This is a genomic window from Methylotenera sp., assembly GCF_029945705.1.
Taxonomy (GTDB): Bacteria; Pseudomonadota; Gammaproteobacteria; order Burkholderiales; family Methylophilaceae; genus Methylotenera.
The window spans coordinates 41,707-58,354 of the sequence record NZ_JAQSDC010000039.1 but is presented as its reverse complement, the minus strand read 5'-3'; the positions used below and the strand labels follow the sequence as shown (position 1 = coordinate 58,354).

Annotated in this window: 17 protein-coding genes; 13 read left to right on the top strand and 4 right to left on the bottom strand. The window is 42.5% G+C overall.

The window, feature by feature from the left end:
• Window positions 1-2: 2 nt before the first annotated feature.
• Window positions 3-698, bottom strand: a complete 696-nt coding sequence (locus tag PSU78_RS07895; protein WP_300386811.1) for an MBL fold metallo-hydrolase — start codon at window positions 696-698, stop codon at window positions 3-5.
• Window positions 699-788: 90 nt separating this feature from the next.
• On the opposite strand from PSU78_RS07895, the gene PSU78_RS07890 reads away from it, so the two are divergent.
• The 6 genes from PSU78_RS07890 to PSU78_RS07865 all read left to right on the top strand — a co-directional run bounded on the left by PSU78_RS07890 (window position 789) and on the right by PSU78_RS07865 (window position 4,519).
• A complete protein-coding gene (locus PSU78_RS07890; RefSeq protein WP_300386808.1) occupies window positions 789-1,115 on the top strand; it encodes a helix-turn-helix transcriptional regulator in 327 nt (108 codons plus the stop codon).
• Window positions 1,112-1,450 (top strand): TIGR01244 family sulfur transferase, encoded by a 339-nt coding sequence (locus PSU78_RS07885; RefSeq protein WP_300386806.1) that lies wholly within the window; start codon window positions 1,112-1,114, stop codon window positions 1,448-1,450. The genes PSU78_RS07890 and PSU78_RS07885 overlap by 4 nt, the downstream gene beginning before the upstream one ends.
• 1 nt (window position 1,451) lies before the next feature.
• A complete protein-coding gene (locus PSU78_RS07880; protein ID WP_300386803.1) occupies window positions 1,452-2,264 on the top strand; it encodes a sulfite exporter TauE/SafE family protein in 813 nt (270 codons plus the stop codon).
• A gap of 116 nt (window positions 2,265-2,380) precedes the next feature.
• Window positions 2,381-3,187, top strand: a complete 807-nt coding sequence (locus tag PSU78_RS07875) for a tetratricopeptide repeat protein (RefSeq protein ID WP_300386800.1) — start codon at window positions 2,381-2,383, stop codon at window positions 3,185-3,187.
• Window positions 3,188-3,231: 44 nt separating this feature from the next.
• The gene (locus PSU78_RS07870) at window positions 3,232-3,798 is read left to right on the top strand and encodes a DUF4337 domain-containing protein (protein ID WP_300386797.1); all 567 of its coding nucleotides are present in this window, start codon (window positions 3,232-3,234) and stop codon (window positions 3,796-3,798) included.
• Window positions 3,799-3,817: 19 nt separating this feature from the next.
• Complete coding sequence (locus PSU78_RS07865; RefSeq protein WP_300386794.1) at window positions 3,818-4,519, top strand: DUF1345 domain-containing protein; 702 nt, start codon at window positions 3,818-3,820, stop codon at window positions 4,517-4,519.
• Between the two features lie 78 nt (window positions 4,520-4,597).
• On the opposite strand, the gene PSU78_RS07860 is transcribed toward PSU78_RS07865, so the two are convergent.
• Window positions 4,598-6,427 (bottom strand): ABC transporter transmembrane domain-containing protein, encoded by a 1,830-nt coding sequence (locus PSU78_RS07860; protein WP_300386791.1) that lies wholly within the window; start codon window positions 6,425-6,427, stop codon window positions 4,598-4,600.
• A 167-nt stretch (window positions 6,428-6,594) separates the two neighbouring features.
• Here PSU78_RS07860 and PSU78_RS07855 point away from each other — a divergent pair, with 167 nt between their 5' ends.
• From PSU78_RS07855 to PSU78_RS07845, 3 genes are read left to right on the top strand one after another with little or no spacing between them, the layout of a single operon-like run.
• On the top strand, window positions 6,595-8,664 hold the full coding sequence (locus PSU78_RS07855) for a carbon starvation CstA family protein (RefSeq protein ID WP_300386789.1): 2,070 nt from the start codon (window positions 6,595-6,597) through the stop codon (window positions 8,662-8,664).
• 1 nt (window position 8,665) lies between these two features.
• The gene (locus PSU78_RS07850; protein ID WP_300386786.1) at window positions 8,666-8,869 is read left to right on the top strand and encodes a YbdD/YjiX family protein; all 204 of its coding nucleotides are present in this window, start codon (window positions 8,666-8,668) and stop codon (window positions 8,867-8,869) included.
• Window positions 8,842-9,126, top strand: coding sequence for a TIGR03643 family protein (locus PSU78_RS07845; protein ID WP_300386784.1), 285 nt, complete (start codon window positions 8,842-8,844; stop codon window positions 9,124-9,126). Before PSU78_RS07850 ends, PSU78_RS07845 begins: the two co-directional genes overlap by 28 nt.
• A gap of 26 nt (window positions 9,127-9,152) precedes the next feature.
• Here the strand turns inward: PSU78_RS07845 and PSU78_RS07840 are convergent, their stop codons facing one another.
• On the bottom strand, window positions 9,153-9,353 hold the full coding sequence (locus PSU78_RS07840) for a hypothetical protein (RefSeq protein WP_300386781.1): 201 nt from the start codon (window positions 9,351-9,353) through the stop codon (window positions 9,153-9,155).
• A gap of 221 nt (window positions 9,354-9,574) precedes the next feature.
• Entirely contained in the window at window positions 9,575-10,360 is a 786-nt protein-coding gene (gene lgt, locus PSU78_RS07835) for a prolipoprotein diacylglyceryl transferase (protein ID WP_300386778.1), read from the bottom strand.
• 287 nt (window positions 10,361-10,647) lie between these two features.
• Here lgt and PSU78_RS07830 point away from each other — a divergent pair, with 287 nt between their 5' ends.
• The 4 genes from PSU78_RS07830 (at window position 10,648) to PSU78_RS07815 (ending at window position 16,604) form a co-directional block, all read left to right on the top strand.
• Entirely contained in the window at window positions 10,648-13,134 is a 2,487-nt protein-coding gene (locus PSU78_RS07830; protein ID WP_300386775.1) for an EAL domain-containing protein, read from the top strand.
• 84 nt (window positions 13,135-13,218) lie between these two features.
• Window positions 13,219-15,069, top strand: coding sequence for a dihydroxy-acid dehydratase (ilvD, locus tag PSU78_RS07825; protein WP_300386772.1), 1,851 nt, complete (start codon window positions 13,219-13,221; stop codon window positions 15,067-15,069).
• A gap of 60 nt (window positions 15,070-15,129) precedes the next feature.
• Window positions 15,130-16,059 (top strand): D-hexose-6-phosphate mutarotase, encoded by a 930-nt coding sequence (locus PSU78_RS07820; RefSeq protein WP_300386769.1) that lies wholly within the window; start codon window positions 15,130-15,132, stop codon window positions 16,057-16,059.
• A 227-nt stretch (window positions 16,060-16,286) separates the two neighbouring features.
• Window positions 16,287-16,604, top strand: a complete 318-nt coding sequence (locus PSU78_RS07815) for a c-type cytochrome (protein WP_300386766.1) — start codon at window positions 16,287-16,289, stop codon at window positions 16,602-16,604.
• Window positions 16,605-16,648: the final 44 nt, after the last annotated feature.

The window sequence follows — 16,648 nt, the reverse complement described above, 5'->3', positions numbered from 1 at the left end:
AATTATCCTTGCTGCGGCTCAGGCACGCCGCATTTGCGGTTTGCAGGGACAGCAATGTCCATTAAGTGAGGTTTCGGTAGGTTTAAGTGATTCATGATGCTAATGAATTCGTCCTTAGTTTTGTTAGCTAAACGCTGATTTGTGAGTTTCTCTTGTGCAATCGAACTGACTCTTCTGCCATTATAGTCATGGCCTGGAAAAACCAATGTTTCATCAGGCAAAGTGAATAATCTCGTAGTTATGCATTCATAAAGTTGACCTGCGTCACCACTTTGGAAGTCTGTTCTACCGCAACCATTGATCATTAAGCTGTCTCCAGTAAACAAGCGATCTTTCCACAAAAAACTAACGCTGCCAGCCGTATGCCCAGGTGTGGCAATGACTTTAATTGTTTCATTACCAAAAGAAATGACATCATTATCTTTAAGCTGAATGTCGGCAGTATCTGCACCACAGTCTTTACTTACAGCAGTTTTTGCATTGGTGATGTTTTTGAGTCTACCCCCAGCCGTAATGTGATCGGCATGTACATGTGTTTCTAGCGAATACAGCAGCTCAAATTGATTTGCTTTAATCACATATAGATACTGTTCAATATTTTCAGTAACTGGGTCAATTAATACGGCCTTTTTACTATCTGAATCAGTGAGTAAATAGGTGAGGGTTGATGAAGTTTGATCATAAAATTGCTTAAACATGATATCTCCTTTAATTACATTAATAAGCACTTGCTGTATTGTATAACAACATTATATAATTATATATATTATATTTTTATGTATTAAAAAATGCACACAGAAGAGTTAAATTTTGACGAATTAAGAGCCTCAGCAGATAAAGCGACCATGTTGTTGAAAACGATGGGTAATAGTGATCGTTTAATGTTGCTTTGCCAGTTATCACAGGGTGAAAAGTCAGTAGGCGAGTTAGAGGAGCTTCTGCAGATTAAACAGCCAACCTTATCTCAGCAACTCACAGTGCTTAGAGGTGCGGACTTGGTCAGCACTCGTCGCGAAGGAAAAAATATTTATTACATGATTTCGAGCTCTTCCGCATTAGCCATTATGAAAGTGCTTTACCAAGAAATTTGCATGCAATCAGGAAAACAAAAATGACATTAATAATTAATCAGTTAAATAAAGATTTTAGCTTTACCAGCCAAATTCATATGGATGATATTGGCGAAATCGCGGGTTTAGGTTTCAAAACTATTATCAACAATCGCCCAGATTTTGAAGGCGGTAGCGAGCAGCCAACTAGCACTGAAATAGAGGCTTTTGCAAAAATATACGGAATTTCTTATGCGTATATTCCTGTGATTCCCAATCAAATAACGCCTGAAAATATTGCCAAATTTAAACAGGCATTTGATGATGCGCCCAAACCAATATTAGGATTCTGTCGAACAGGAAATCGTGCGTCTACGCTTTTTCACTTAGCCTCAACATAAAATGCTAGACATCAACGTAGTCGCAATTCTACTTGGCTTATTTGTGGGTTTTGTCATGTCGGTTACTGGCGCTGGCGGCGCAATATTATCGTTACCTTTATTAGTGATATTCATGCATTTAGGAATGCGTGAAGCCGCGCCAATTGGATTGCTCGCAGTATCTCTTGCTGCAGGTGTTTCTAGCGTCATAGGGATAAAGCAGGGAGTAGTGAGGTATAAAGCAGCTAGCCTGTTAGCCTTAATGGGCGTTGTTATGTCACCGATAGGCGTTGTGCTTGCCCATCAAGTTTCAGCCACTTTTTTACAGATGATGTTTATTTTAGTCTTGCTGTATGTTTCGCTAAATGCATTCACTACCTCAAATAAAGTCCGTAACCCACAAGGGCATTTATTTAAACCTCAAGTAACACCATGTGAAATAAATCCTTCTACCTCAAAACTATTTTGGACAGCCTCTTGCACGAAGCGTCTACTTTTAACTGGCTCAGTTGCTGGATTATTATCTGGTTTGCTAGGTGTTGGTGGCGGCTTTGTTGTTGTGCCTACTATGCAAAAAATGAGTAATATGGAAAACCGTATGGTTGTTGCCACCGCGCTGGCCATGACCGCATTAGTTTCTATGGTGGGTGTTATATCCTATGCAGGTTATAACGCAATTAATTGGGTAGTTGCGGTGCCGTTTGTTAGCGCTACGCTTCTCGGCAGCTTGTTAGGTCGAGGTTATGCCAACAAAATTACATTGAGAAAATCAAAACTGATATTCGCTAGTATGAGTTTATTGATCGCGATATTGATGATGATTCGATTGATGTAGCTAATGCGCGATGACCAAAATCGTCAAATTAGAATTTACAAGAAAGTCAGTGTAAGCCTTTTGTAAGCATGCAAGCTTAATATGCAATATATTAATTTTTGTATAGGAGCTTGCATATGAATATAAAGTCATTAGTACAGACCGCAGCAATAGCGCTATCAATCTCATTTACAGTACCAGCATTTTCCGCTGATGATGCTTCGATGCATCAGGTTTACCTCGCCGCGGAAGCTGGTAAAATTAATGAGGCACAATCTATGATGGATAAAGTGCTGCATGATCATCCAAATAGTGCTAAAGCGCATTTTGTAGAAGCTGAGTTGTTAGCGAAACAAGGACGCTACACAGGTGCTCAAGATGAGTTAACTATTGCGGAGCGTTTGCAACCTAATTTATCGTTTGTTAAACCTCAAGCATTAGAAAAACTTAAAGCACAAATATCGACAGCTCATCCAGTTTCTCAAATACCTAGCAACCATAATTTCCAGTCAGCAAGTAGTGGTGCAACACCATGGGGAATGATTTTATTGATGGTCGGCTTAATTGCATTTATTTACTTAGCTGCAAAATGGATGACTAAGCGTAATGCTGATATGGTGCCTGTGAACTATTACCCTAATAATTCCAATCTTAACTCATCGCAATATGGGGCATCAGCTCCCCCAATGGGGCAAGCAAGTGGCGGCTTAGGTTCGACGATCATGAGTGGGTTGGCAACAGGCGCTGCAGTCGGTGTCGGCATGGTTGCAGGCGAAGCAATCATGCACCATTTTACTGATGGTGAGCGCAGCAATAATGACCTTATCAATACTGCACAGGCAAGTGATTGGCCAGAAAATAAAAATGATATGGGTGGTACAGACTTCGGTATTGCAGACAGTTCGTCATGGGATGATGCTTCAGGAAGTGATGACTGGAGCTAATTAAGCTGTTTTAAGCTGTCAGAATTGGTATCTAAAGGGCAAAAATGAGTGAAGAGTTTGAAGTAAAAGGTCCGCATGAAGAGGTTTTAGAAGCCAATGAAGAAAGTAACGGCTTTAACGCTAGGCTTGCGGTGATGACTGCTGTGATGGCTACTATTGGCGCCATACTTTCTTATGAAGCTAGTGTCACATTGGGCGAAGCGATTATTTTTAAAAATGAAGCGTCTATTCAGAAGACTAACGCGTCAGATCAGTGGAATTTTTATCAGGCTAAAAGCAATAAACAAAGCTTAGCTGAGTTGACAGTTAAATTAACCACTGGCAAAGATCACGATGAAAGTATCAATGACGCTAAACGCTTTAGTGCTGAGAAATCTGACATCAAAAAGAAAGCTGAGGGTTTCGAAACATTAAGTCATCAGGCTGACGTGCAGTCAGAGCATTCTATGCATCTCCATCATCGCTGGGCTACTGGTACGACTGCTTTACAGATAGCCATATCACTTGCTGCAATTGCATTACTCACACGTAGAAAGTGGTTGCAATATGCGAGTATCACTTGTGCTGCTATTGGGATAGGTTTCGGTATATGTGCTTGGTTTGGAATTTAACTTAACTCGAAGCTAATGAATGAAAAAACAATCAACGTCAGCAAACTTACAAAAAACACCTTGGCCAAAAATACTTCGTATCGTGTATTTACGACCACGATTATTCATTTCAATTATTTTCGGGGTGTTGGTAGCCATTTTTCTGCCGCAGTCTTTTGCTCTTCATACAGTGACGCGCGCAATTATCGGCTGGAATGCTGGCGCATGGCTTTATTTGATTTTTGCCTTCAGGATGATGTTTTGGACCACCCGCGAAAGAGTCCGCACCAGAGCGATCGAGCAAGATGATGGAAGACTGGTAATTTTGGGTATGGTGGTTATAGCCGCAATCGTGGCAATTGGCGCCATTGTTGCAGAGTTGTCAGTAGTGAAAGATATGCACGGCATGCTACGTTATGCTCATATCACTCTAGCAGTGCTCACTATTATGTCTTCATGGACATTTACTCAAGTCATGTTTGCGTTACATTATGCTCACGATTTTTATGTATCTAAAGAACGTAGTGATTCAGGTGGTTTGACGTTCCCAGGAACAGCCATGCCTGAATATAGCGATTTTCTTTATTTCGCTTGCGTAATAGGAACTTCAGGCCAGACGGCAGATGTAAGTTTTACAAATAGAAAGATGCGCCAAACAGGGTTGGTGCATTGCATTTTAGCTTTCTTTTTTAATACCACTTTAGTGGCTTTAACAATCAATATCGCGTCAGGCTTAATTTAACCAAGTGCAAAGTTGTGTTTAATCTAAGCTTAATAAACCCACAGGAGTCTTTATCTGTGGAGCAATATCGGCATCGAATTAAGCTAGTTGAAGTGCCGCTAAGCGCGAATATAGCCCACCTTGTTCACGTAGTTGCGCTGGACTACCAATTTCTATAATACGCCCATTTTCCAGCACGATAATTCGGTTGGCTTTTTGCACTGTGCTTAATCGATGCGCAATCATCAACGTGGTGCGGCCTTGCATCGCGGCATTTAAACCTCGCTGAACAAGTATTTCTGATTCTGCATCCAATGCGCTAGTGGCTTCATCTAATAACAAAATTGGCGCATCTTTAAGGATGGCGCGGGCGATGGCGATACGTTGGCGTTGCCCACCAGATAAACGGGTGCCGCGTTCGCCTAAAAAGGTTTGGTAGCCATCAGGCAGTTTATGCACAAATTCGTCTACTTGGGCGGCTTTGGCTGCGGCAATCACTTCATCATCAGTCGCATCAGGTTTGCCATATCGAATATTTTCCAGTGCGTTGGCTGAGAATATCACCGCATCTTGCGGCACAATGGCAATATTACTTCGTAAACTATTTAAGCTAAGCGTATCTATATTTTGTCCGTTGATACTGATTTGACCAGCATTTGCCTCATAAAACCTGAGCAAACATTGGAATAAAGTGGTTTTGCCAGCACCAGAAGGGCCAACCAATGCAATCGTTTCGCCAGCGGCAATGCTTAGTGATACGTTATCTAAAGCGGCAATTTGCGGACGCGATGGGTAGTAAAACACCACATTTCTGAATTCAATTGCGGCATGAGTTGGGTTGATTAGACTTTGTGCATTTGTGGATTCTTTAATTGAAACTTCTGCATGCAAAAGCTCAAGCAAGCGCTCGGTTGCGCCTGCTGCTCGCATTACATCTCCCCAAACTTCTGCCATTGTGCCTACCGCACCAGCTACCATCATGGCGTAAAGTACAAAACTAGCCAGCTCGCCGCCAGTCATAGTGCCAGCGCTGACTTGGCGCGCACCTATCCATAGCACAAAAATAATTGTGCCTAATACGGCAGTGACCATTAACATAGTCAGCATGGCGCGGACACGGACTCTTTTTAAAGCAGTGGTAAAACTAAGGTCGGCGCTTTTGCTAAAGCGTGCAATCTCGCGTTGTTCTTGGGTATAGGATTGCACAGTCGGCATGGCGTTAAGTATTTCACCTGCCATGGCAGAGCTGTCGGCTATACGATCTTGCGATTCACGTGAGAGCTTTTTCACTGAGCGACCAATGATAATAATAGGCAATATCAGCAATAACATTAGGCCAATATTCAGTGAAAATAAGTAAAAATTAGTCACCGCCAACATGACCATGCCACCAATGAACTGAAATAAACTCCGTAAACCCATAGAAATTGAGCTACCAACCACGGTTTGAATTAATGTGGTGTCGCCAGTGAGGCGAGAAAGCACTTCGCCAGTTTGAGTGGTCTCAAAGAACTGTGGTGATTGTGTCATGACTCGAGCATATACGGCGCTACGCAAATCAGCTGTCGCACGTTCGCCTACCCAAGAAACTGTGTAATAGCGAGATGCAATCATCAGCGCCCAAAATACCGCCAGCGCGAACATCACTAAAAAGTGACCATTTAAGCTTAATGAACCAATCAAACCTGGATGAGCAGCTGCAGAAGTTGCCTTCGTGACAAAACCAAAGTCGATTAAATCTCTAAAGGCTAGCGGTACCAATAATAGCGTGGCGGAACCTAAACACAGTAATATAAATGCCAGAAATACGCGTGAACGATAAGGGTGCAAAAATGGCCAAAGATTAGCTAGTGACGATAGTTTTTTAGCTGGAGATTTTGCGTGGAGAGATAAATCAGTTTTTGTCTTATTTGTATCAGTAGCTTGCATGCTTATCGGTTCAGTTAAGTTGTATTAATGACAGTATAACTGGCAACTGAAAACCATTTAGGTTCATTGCGACTCAAGTTCACAAATACAAAGTTTCCAATAAAGTTTTTAGCGTGGTAGCAGGTCTGATTTATACTTGGCGAATCTAATTATTTCAAATAGTCATTATGCATAAAAATTTCAAAATAATTATCTGGATTGCAGTGCTTGTTATAGGCGTTTCTGCAGTGAGTGCTATTGCGCTTAATCGCGGCGAAAGCATTAGCGCCATGTGGTTTATTACAGCGGCACTGTGTATTTACGCAATTGCGTATCGTTTTTATGCGGCTTGGATTGCAGCGACGGTATTAACCGTGGATGAAACCCGCGCTACGCCTGCTGAGAGGTTAGACAATGGCCGTGATTTTATTCCAACTAATAAATGGGTGGTGTTTGGTCACCACTTTGCTGCCATCGCAGGGCCTGGGCCTTTGGTTGGCCCTACTTTAGCCGCACAATTTGGCTATTTACCCGGCACGTTGTGGATTCTCATCGGCGCCGTATTAGGCGGCGCGGTGCAAGATATGGTGACCTTATTTTTCTCAACGCGCCGTAATGCTCGGAGTTTAGGGCAAATGGCGCGTGATGAAATTGGTCCAATTGGCGGCGCCGCGGCGCTTATTGGTACATTTTTAATCATGATTATTCTGATCGCGGTGCTGGGTTTAGTTGTGGTCAATGCGATGAAGCACAGTCCTTGGGCGACTTCTACTGTAGCAGCAACGATTCCAATCGCCATGATTGTGGGTTTTTACATGCGTAACTTCCGCCCAGGTCGTGTGTTAGAAGCTTCGGCATTAGGGGTAGTCTTGTTGTTATTAGCTGTTGTTGGTGGCGGTTGGATAGAGCACAACCAATCTTTACGAGGCTTGTTTGATCACGAAGGCTTAACGTTGGCTTGGGTGATTATTGCTTATGGTTTTGCGGCGGCAGTCATGCCAGTATGGTTGCTGCTGGCGCCACGCGATTATTTATCCACTTTTGTGAAGTTGGGCACAGTTACTTTGCTAGCCGTTGCGATTATCATTTTGCAGCCGCATATTCATATGCCAGCGATGACGCAATTTACGGATGGAACTGGGCCAATATTTGGCGGCAAGCTATTTCCATTTGTATTTATTACCATTGCTTGTGGTGCCATCTCAGGTTTTCATGCGCTTATTTCATCTGGCACAACGCCTAAGCTTTTAGCCAATGAACGCGATATTCGTATGATAGGTTACGGCGCCATGCTGCTAGAAAGCTTTGTGGCGATTATGGCGATGATAGCTGCCACAGTGCTAGAGCCTGGCGTATTCTTTGCTATTAACAGTCCAGCAGGCGTGGTGGGTAAAGAAGCTATTGACGCGATTGCCAAAATCAATAGCTGGGGTTTTGCGGTGAGCGTCGAGCAAATGAGTCAGCTCGCTAAAGACATGGGCGAAAGCAGCTTGTTTGCCCGTACTGGTGGCGCGCCAAGTTTAGCGGTGGGTATGGCCAGTATTTTTGGTAATGCTTTTGGTAAAAGCATGTTGGCACTGTGGTATCACTTTGCCATTATGTTTGAGGCGATTTTTATTCTTACCACGCTAGATGCTGGTACGCGCGTTGGACGATTCATGTTGCAAGATATGCTGGGTAATATTTGGCCAAAACTTGGCCGCACCTCTTGGATGCCATCTGTAATTTTCACCAGTGCGCTAGTGGTCGCTGGCTGGGGTTACTTCTTATATATCGGCGTGATAGATCCTAATGGCGGTGTGAACATTTTGTGGCCATTATTTGGTATTGCGAACCAAATGCTAGCAGCCATTGCCTTATGTGTAGCAACAGGAATTTTTGTTAAGTCTGGTAAAGCTAAATATGCTTGGGTCACAGGTTTGCCTCTAGTGTGGCTAGTCATTATTACCAGTAGCGCTGCATGGCAAAAAATATTCAGCGATGACGTTCGCGTTGGTTTTTTTGCTGCGGCAAATGATTTGGCAACTAAGTTGGCTGCAGGTGCGCTACCAGCAGAAAAGGCGGCAGTAGCGCCTCAGCTCATATTTAACCAGCAGCTAGATGCCTATTTAACGATGTTTTTTGTTGCCGTACTATGGGTAGTGATTGTTGACATGCTCTATGTCACCTATAAGTATTTAGCCGGTAAGCCTGTGTTACCTATAACAGAAGTGGCACGTGAGCCAAGTCGTTTGGTAGAGAATTGGGTGAGAGATTGATATGTTAGAAAAATTAAAAGATTTTTGGCGTTATGTCCGCCGCCTGACGGGCGATGACGCCTATGAGCAATACTTAAAGCATTTTGCAGAGAATCATGCGGGTCAAGAGGATTCTGTAGAAGGCGAGATTGCTCCGCTTACACGAGAAGCTTTTTTTAAAGAGTGGCAAGATAAAAAATGGAAAGGCATCAAACGTTGCTGCTAAGTGCAAATTTTAGTGAGGCTGACATTTCACGCATTATAGAAATGGCTTGGGAAGATAGAACCGCCTTTGAGGCGATTGAAGCGCAATTTGGCTTAAATCAAGATGGTGTGATTAAAGTGATGCGCGCTCATTTAAAGCTGAGTTCTTTCAAGCTATGGCGTGAGCGTACGCATGGGCAAAAGACCAAGCATGTAATGCTGAGAACCGCAGACGTCACGCGTCATCAGTCAAAACAGCACAACAAGTTGCACAGGTAGTTTTATACCAAAAGGCTAGAAAAAAACTACAAACTACGATATATGTTATCAATTTGCATCTCGTCTTGTTGTATTTCGTCAGAAATAGAAGCCTTTTCAAACTCATGCTCTGAGTCATCCACAGCATTCAAGAAATTAGGTGAATTAATATATAAAGGTTGAAACTCAGCCTTGAGATCACTTAATCCAGACTCTTTTTTGAACATTACTTCAAATAAATTTTTCATTTTCATTCACCTCAAATGGTCATGTACATTATTCAATATGCAAAGTACATACCATCTTTACGGCATGAAATGAGTAAAATTAAGTGATTGATTTATAAATATTATTAATTTGAGGTGATATGTGAAATTTAGAGTTGCAGATGTAACGCTAGATTGAGATGTTGGATTTTAATCGCTTGGTTTAGATTTTCATCATGGGCAAGACCAAGCGATTAAGTGTGCTAATTAAATCGTTGTTTTTGTGCCTGAATCCACATCCAGATGCCGAGTAATATCATCGGCAAACTTAGCCATTGCCCCATGCTAAAGCCCATCGACAACAAGCCTAAATAGGCATCTGGCTCGCGAGTATACTCAGCTAGAAATCTAAAACTACCGTAACCAATTAAGAATAAAGCTGACACCGCGCCAGTTTCGCGTGGTTTTGATGAATATATCCAAAGTGCAGAGAATAGTACGATGCCTTCAAGACCAAATTCATATAGTTGCGAAGGGTGACGCAATAGATTGTCCACTTTAGGGAATACCATGCCCCATTGAGCATTGGTCACACGCCCCCAAAGTTCACCATTAATAAAGTTGCCCATGCGCCCTGCACCTAGGCCAATGGGTACAAGTGGCGCTACAAAATCCATAATATTCAGCCATTTAACTTGGTATTTACGTGCAAATAACCACATTGCCACTAATACGCCTAAAAAGCCGCCATGAAAGCTCATGCCACCCTGCCACACTGCAAAAATCTCTAGTGGATGATGGATAAAGTAACTGAACTGGTAAAACAAAACGTAGCCCAGACGGCCACCTAAAATCACACCTAAAGCCCCAAAAAACAGCGCATCATCGAGCATTGCTATGGTCCAGCCATGCCATTTTCTGTGATTAATTTGCCATTTACCTAAGCCCAAAAATGCTAAGAATCCTACTAAGTACATTAGGCCGTACCAGTGAATACCAAACTTACTAAGGTGAATTGCTATCGGGTCAAAACTAGGGTGAACGAACATGAGAGGTGCGCTATTAAGTGAAGTTTGAATTTTACCTAAGTTTTAATAGTTAAAGGTTTAAATAAAGGTAATTAAATTGTAATGATCTTGAGCTTGTTATTTCTAGCAGGTTCTTTAGCTAAGCTTTGCAAGTCTGATCGCTATTCTGAATGCGGTTTAGATTGGCATAGTCAAAGTCCATAAACTTGGCGTATAGTTCAAATATTATGAATATCAATAACAATCTATTTTAATTAGACGATTTATTGAATTTAACACATTAGATGCAATTTTTGTCTGGGATATTTATGTCAGAATCAAATGCTTACATTAACACATCAGAATTGATTAATCTAAAGGCGGACAAAGGTTTAGCTGCTTATGTAAGCCTATGTGAAAGACTTTTTCTACTCGCGCAAGATAATATCTGCATGATTGATACCCATGGTAAACAGGTATATAGGAACCCTGCGCTACTTGCTTTAGACGCTGCATATGCTAACACCCATGCTGAAACAGCATGGAATAACGTTTGCCAAGAAGTGAATGTGCAAATGATGCGTGCGATGCATATGCGCACCAATACGACTTTTGACTTTAAGTGTGTAGGCCCAGTGGCGCAATATAATGTCTATGATTTACTGCATATAGCCCCAATCATTGATGAACAAAATCAAATCTTAGGCGTTCTAGCCATCGGTCGAGATCACGGTTTCTATAAACAAATTGAAAGTCAGGAAATCAGGCGCCGTGAATATTACTTACGTGCTTTATTGGATACCTTTCCATTTATGGTCTGGATGAAAGATAAAGAGAGTCGTTTTCTAGCTTGCAACGATGCTTTTGCTAAGGTGGCTAAGCAGCTTTCTGTATATGATCTAGAAGGTAAAACGGATTTCGATTACTTTTCAGCGGAGGCGGCTACTGGCTATGTCGAGGATGATCGAGAGGTGATGCAATCGGGTATTAGTAAAGTAGTCGTGGAGCCAATTGTAAAAAATAACGGTGAAACACATTGGGCTGAAACCTTCAAGTCTTGTGTTGTTGTGAATGACGAGGTGATCGGCACGGTTGGCTTTGCCCGCGATATTACTAAAGAGCAATACCTGCAGGCGCAAGTGGCCAAACGGCAGCAAGATTACATGACCTTGGTGAAGAATCTGCCAATTACCATTGTGCGATATGACTTGGATTGTAAGCGTATTTTTGTGAGTGCGCATTGTGATGAGCAATATGGCGTTTCAGACAAAGTTTATCTTTATAAAACACCTGAAGAGGAATGGAGTCCGTATATTCTTAATCTCTCTGCCAAGGAGTTTACTCTGCGACTTAAGCAGGTGATGCAAACACAAAAGAAGCAGTCGTTTGAATTGCACGCTAAGGTTGGTGAAGCCTTTTCTGTCAATCAAGTGAGGCTGATTGCCGAGTATGACGAGCATCACAATGTGACAGGTGCGCTAACCATAGCTACAGACATTACTGAGAATGCCGAGTATAGACAGACGATTGAGCATTTGGCATTTCATGATGTACTGACTGATTTACCGAACCGCAGATTCTTTAATCAAGCCTTAAATAAAGCGATTGAGCGAGCCGAGCAGAATCAAGCGCCATTTGCCGTACTCATCATGGATTTAGATCACTTTAAAACAATTAACGACACCATGGGACATGCCGTGGGTGATAAGTTATTGATCGGCGTGGCTAATCGCATTAAACAAAGTCCGGATGAAAGCTACTTCTTTGCTCGCATGGGCGGTGATGAGTTTGCCATATTGATTCATGGCTACGAAAGCACCGAAGCACTGATTGCAAAATCTACCCGTTTATTAGAGCAGGTTGTTCAGCCCTATTATATTGCAGGTTCGGGTTATTTTGTTTCAGCCAGTATCGGTGTTGCCTGTTATCCCAAAGATAGTCGTGACGTCGATGATTTGCTTAAATATGCTGATTCAGCCATGTACTCGGCCAAACAAAAAGGCCGAAATAATTGCCAATTCTACTCACCAGTATTAACGGAGGATATGAGATATCAACTAGAAATTGAAACAGCATTGCGATATGCGCTGGCTAAACATGAACTGTACTTAGAGTTTCAGCCAATTATTGATATGCAGACCAAGCGCTTAATTGGCGTAGAAGCCTTGTGTCGTTGGAGTAGTGCTACATTAGGCGAAGTTTCTCCAGCATCTTTTATTCAGGTGGCAGAAGAGTCTGGGCTCATTGTGGAGATTGGGCAGTGGGTCATCAAGCAAGGTTTTATTGCGGCAAAAATCATTAATGAAACCAGCGCAGCGCTTATTTCAGTATCGATTAATCTTTCATCTAGGCAGTTTGTTGAGCTTAACTTTTTGCAGCGAATCAAGGCGTTGCTGGATGAAACAAAATGCCAGCCTGCGTGGATAAAATTTGAAATCACCGAGGGATTGCTCTTGCAGGATGCTTATGAAGTGCATCGAGTGCTAGGTGCTTTTGATGAAATAGGCATTAGAATTTCTATCGATGATTTTGGTACAGGCTATTCAGCATTGGCTTATTTGAACAAATTTCCAATTCATCAAGTCAAAATAGACCGCTCTTTCATTAACGAAATTACGACCAATAGTAGCCATGCCTTATTAGTAAAAGCCATTGTTGCCATGGTGTATAGTTTGGGTAAAGAGCTGATTGCCGAAGGCGTTGAAACCGAAGCACAAGCCTGCTTGTTACAAAGTTATGGCTGCCAATATGCTCAGGGGTTTTTGTTTAGCAAGTCTGTAGGTTTAGATAATTTGATGTTGATGCTCAAAAAATAAACATATTTAATCCGCTCTAGCTTCACCATCTGGTCTAAAATTATACTTTACATATAGTACTCATTATTTTACGGATTTTTACCTATGCCAGTTTATCGTTCTCGAACCACTACTCACGGCCGCAATATGGCAGGGGCACGCGCCTTATGGCGTGCTACTGGCATGAAAGATGGCGATTTTGATAAACCTATCATTGCAGTTTGTAACTCATTTACGCAGTTTGTTCCAGGTCACGTACACCTTAAAGACTTAGGTCAGTTAGTTGCGCGTGAAATTGAGCGTGCAGGCGGCGTGGCAAAAGAGTTCAACACCATTGCTGTGGATGACGGTATTGCGATGGGTCATGGCGGCATGTTGTATAGCTTACCTAGCCGCGATTTGATTGCTGACTCAGTCGAGTACATGGTGAATGCGCACTGTGCGGATGCGTTGGTGTGTATTTCAAACTGTGACAAAATCACGCCCGGCATGTTGATGGCGGCGCTACGTTTGAATATTCCTGTGGTATTTGTTTCAGGTGGTCCAATGGAGGCTGGTAAAGTAAACTGGCAAGGCGAAATCTTGAAACTAGACTTAGTGGATGCCATGGTGGCTGCGGCTGATAGCAAAGTGAGTGACGAAAAGGCTGAGGCAATTGAGCGTTCAGCTTGCCCAACTTGCGGCTCATGCTCAGGCATGTTTACTGCCAACTCAATGAACTGCTTAACAGAGGCACTTGGTTTAAGTCTACCAGGTAATGGCTCTGCACTTGCCACGCATGGTGCACGCAAAGAGTTGTTCTTAAAAGCGGGTCGTTTGATTGTTGAATTGGCAAAACGCCATTACGAGCAAGATGATTACTCAGTGTTGCCACGCAGCATTGCTAATATCAAAGCGTTTGAAAATGCCATGGCACTTGATGTAGCGATGGGTGGCTCAACCAATACCGTATTACATTTATTAGCTGCTGCGCATGAGGCAGAGGTTGATTTCACCATGAGTGACATTGACCATATTTCTCGCAAAGTGCCTTGCGTATGTAAAGTGGCGCCAGCTACACAAAAATATCACATGGAAGACGTGCACCACGCAGGTGGCGTGATGGGTATTTTAGGCGAGTTAGACCGTGCTGGTGTGATTCATCGTGATACGCCAACCGTGCATAGCGCAACTTTGGGCGATGCGCTCGATAAATGGGACATCAAAGTCACACAAGATGAAGACGTTAAAAAATTCTTCCGCGCAGCACCAGGTGGTATTTCTACCACGATTGCCTTCAGTCAAAGTATGCTTTTCCCAACCCTTGATGATGACCGCGAAGAAGGCTGTATTCGTGACAAAGCCCATGCTTATTCACAAGATGGTGGCTTAGCTGTGTTGTACGGTAATATCGCTTTAGATGGCTGTATTGTTAAAACCGCAGGTGTAGACGATAGTATTCTTAAGTTCACAGGTCGCGCACGTATTTTTGAAAGCCAAGATGCTACAGTTGAGGCGATTCTTGCCGATAAAATAGTAGCAGGAGATGTAGTGGTGATTCGCTATGAAGGCCCACGTGGTGGTCCTGGCATGCAAGAAATGCTGTATCCAACTTCATATTTGAAGTCTAAAGATTTAGGCAAGGTATGTGCGCTACTGACAGATGGCCGCTTTTCAGGCGGTACGTCAGGTTTGAGTATTGGTCATGCATCACCAGAAGCTGCTGAAGGCGGCGCGATTGGTTTGGTTGAAGAGGGCGATACAATTGAAATCGACATTCCAAATCGTACAATTCATTTAGCTGTTTCTGATGAAGAAATGTCACATCGTCGCGCCAAAATGGTAGCTAAAGGTAAAGATGCTTGGAAGCCAGTTGGTCGTGTGCGCGCAGTTTCTCCTGCCTTGCGTGCTTATGCAGCAATGAGCACCAGCGCGGCACGCGGTGCAGTGCGCGATGTTAGCCAAATTGAAAAGTAAACTATAATCTATTTATAGAGCCTATTAATTAATCCGTGTAATCTAAGAGTAATGGATAAGATGAATACAGAAACACTAGAGCTAAACATGCCACAAACAAAAAAACGTTTAAAACTTCATGCGCATGTCATGCAAACGCAAGATGAAAATGGCTTGCAATATCTTGAAGTTGATAACCCGCTGTGTACGGCTAAAATTGCCCTACAAGGCGCGCATGTGATGGCTTGGCAACCCAAGTTTTTAACTGAGCCAGTGTTATGGCTTTCAAGCAATGCACGATATGTAAAAGGCCGCTCAATACGCGGTGGCGTGCCTATTTGCTGGCCTTGGTTCGGTGCGCATCCAACAGACAGTACTTTTTGCCCGCATGGCTTCGCAAGGGTTATTCCTTGGCGTGTGATTGATGTCGATGCCACACCAACAGGTGCTACGCGTATTATGTTGGAAATGGCCGATACGCCAGAAGCTCAGCGTCAGCTTTCATACCCATACACACTTGTCGCGACGATTACAGTTGGGCGACGTTTACGTGTTGATTTAGCCACGACAAATAAAGCTGATCATCCATTTGTGATTAGTGAGGCATTTCACACCTATTTAAATATTAGTGACATTGCCAATGTGAAAATTACAGGTCTGCAAGATTGTGTATATTCAGACAAAATGCTTAAATATGAACGTCATGTAGAGCATAACCCACTTACGTTTGACGGTGAGTTTGACCGTGTGTTTATCAACCATAGCTCGGATTGTACGGTACATGACAAGGGGTACAATCGCCTGATTCATGTTTCAAAATCAGGTAGTGACACCACAGTAGTGTGGAGCCCTGGTGCTGAAAAATCTGCACAAATGGCAGATATGGGTACGGCAGATGAATGGCGCAAAATGGTTTGTGTAGAAACGACAAATGCGATGGATAATATGGTAGTCATTAACCCTGGGCGTACCCATATAATCAGCGCAGAATATGCTGTTGAGACGCTGTAACTAATCTGTAACTAATAAAGTTTCGAAAGCTGTCAACGTACAAATATATAAAGGCGTTACATATTCACAGAGCATTGATAATGTTATAAGTTTGATGAAAACTTTAATTTATTAAGTATTCTTTAAGTAATTGATAAAGCTCACTTGTTTAAATTAAAATTGTAGGTATCATAGCTCGTTGCAAAAAAAATCAAACTAATTATTAAGTGTAAATTCAAGGAGATAGCATGAAAGCTTTAATGTTAACAATCGCTTTGGCTGGTTCAATGTTAGTTGCTGGTCAAGCAAACGCAGAAGATGCTAAAGCATTAGCACAAAAAAGTGGCTGTTTAGCATGCCACAGCGTAGATGCAAAAATTTTAGGCCCAGCGTATAAAGATGTTGCTGCAAAATACAAAGGTGATAAAGGCGCTGAAGCTAAGTTAGTAGCTAAAGTTAAAGCGGGTGGTAGTGGTGTTTGGGGTCCTATGCCAATGCCAGCAAACAGCCCACAAGTTAAAGACGAAGATATCAAAACTATCGTAAAATGGATCTTGTCACTATAATTTACTAGCTTTAGTTTAATCGCTATAAATAGCTCAGTAAGTTA

Bases quoted from the DNA above. Each gene is read 5' to 3' on its own strand.
- PSU78_RS07895 (WP_300386811.1), bottom strand. From the start codon at position 698: ATGTTTAAGCAATTTTATGATCAAACTTCATCAACCCTCACCTATTTA.
- PSU78_RS07890 (WP_300386808.1), top strand. From the start codon at position 789: ATGCACACAGAAGAGTTAAATTTTGACGAATTAAGAGCCTCAGCAGAT.
- PSU78_RS07885 (WP_300386806.1), top strand. From the start codon at position 1,112: ATGACATTAATAATTAATCAGTTAAATAAAGATTTTAGCTTTACCAGC.
- PSU78_RS07880 (WP_300386803.1), top strand. From the start codon at position 1,452: ATGCTAGACATCAACGTAGTCGCAATTCTACTTGGCTTATTTGTGGGT.
- PSU78_RS07875 (WP_300386800.1), top strand. From the start codon at position 2,381: ATGAATATAAAGTCATTAGTACAGACCGCAGCAATAGCGCTATCAATC.
- PSU78_RS07870 (WP_300386797.1), top strand. From the start codon at position 3,232: ATGAGTGAAGAGTTTGAAGTAAAAGGTCCGCATGAAGAGGTTTTAGAA.
- PSU78_RS07865 (WP_300386794.1), top strand. From the start codon at position 3,818: ATGAAAAAACAATCAACGTCAGCAAACTTACAAAAAACACCTTGGCCA.
- PSU78_RS07860 (WP_300386791.1), bottom strand. From the start codon at position 6,427: ATGCAAGCTACTGATACAAATAAGACAAAAACTGATTTATCTCTCCAC.
- PSU78_RS07855 (WP_300386789.1), top strand. From the start codon at position 6,595: ATGCATAAAAATTTCAAAATAATTATCTGGATTGCAGTGCTTGTTATA.
- PSU78_RS07850 (WP_300386786.1), top strand. From the start codon at position 8,666: ATGTTAGAAAAATTAAAAGATTTTTGGCGTTATGTCCGCCGCCTGACG.
- PSU78_RS07845 (WP_300386784.1), top strand. From the start codon at position 8,842: ATGGAAAGGCATCAAACGTTGCTGCTAAGTGCAAATTTTAGTGAGGCT.
- PSU78_RS07840 (WP_300386781.1), bottom strand. From the start codon at position 9,353: ATGAAAAATTTATTTGAAGTAATGTTCAAAAAAGAGTCTGGATTAAGT.
- lgt (WP_300386778.1), bottom strand. From the start codon at position 10,360: ATGTTCGTTCACCCTAGTTTTGACCCGATAGCAATTCACCTTAGTAAG.
- PSU78_RS07830 (WP_300386775.1), top strand. From the start codon at position 10,648: ATGTCAGAATCAAATGCTTACATTAACACATCAGAATTGATTAATCTA.
- ilvD (WP_300386772.1), top strand. From the start codon at position 13,219: ATGCCAGTTTATCGTTCTCGAACCACTACTCACGGCCGCAATATGGCA.
- PSU78_RS07820 (WP_300386769.1), top strand. From the start codon at position 15,130: ATGAATACAGAAACACTAGAGCTAAACATGCCACAAACAAAAAAACGT.
- PSU78_RS07815 (WP_300386766.1), top strand. From the start codon at position 16,287: ATGAAAGCTTTAATGTTAACAATCGCTTTGGCTGGTTCAATGTTAGTT.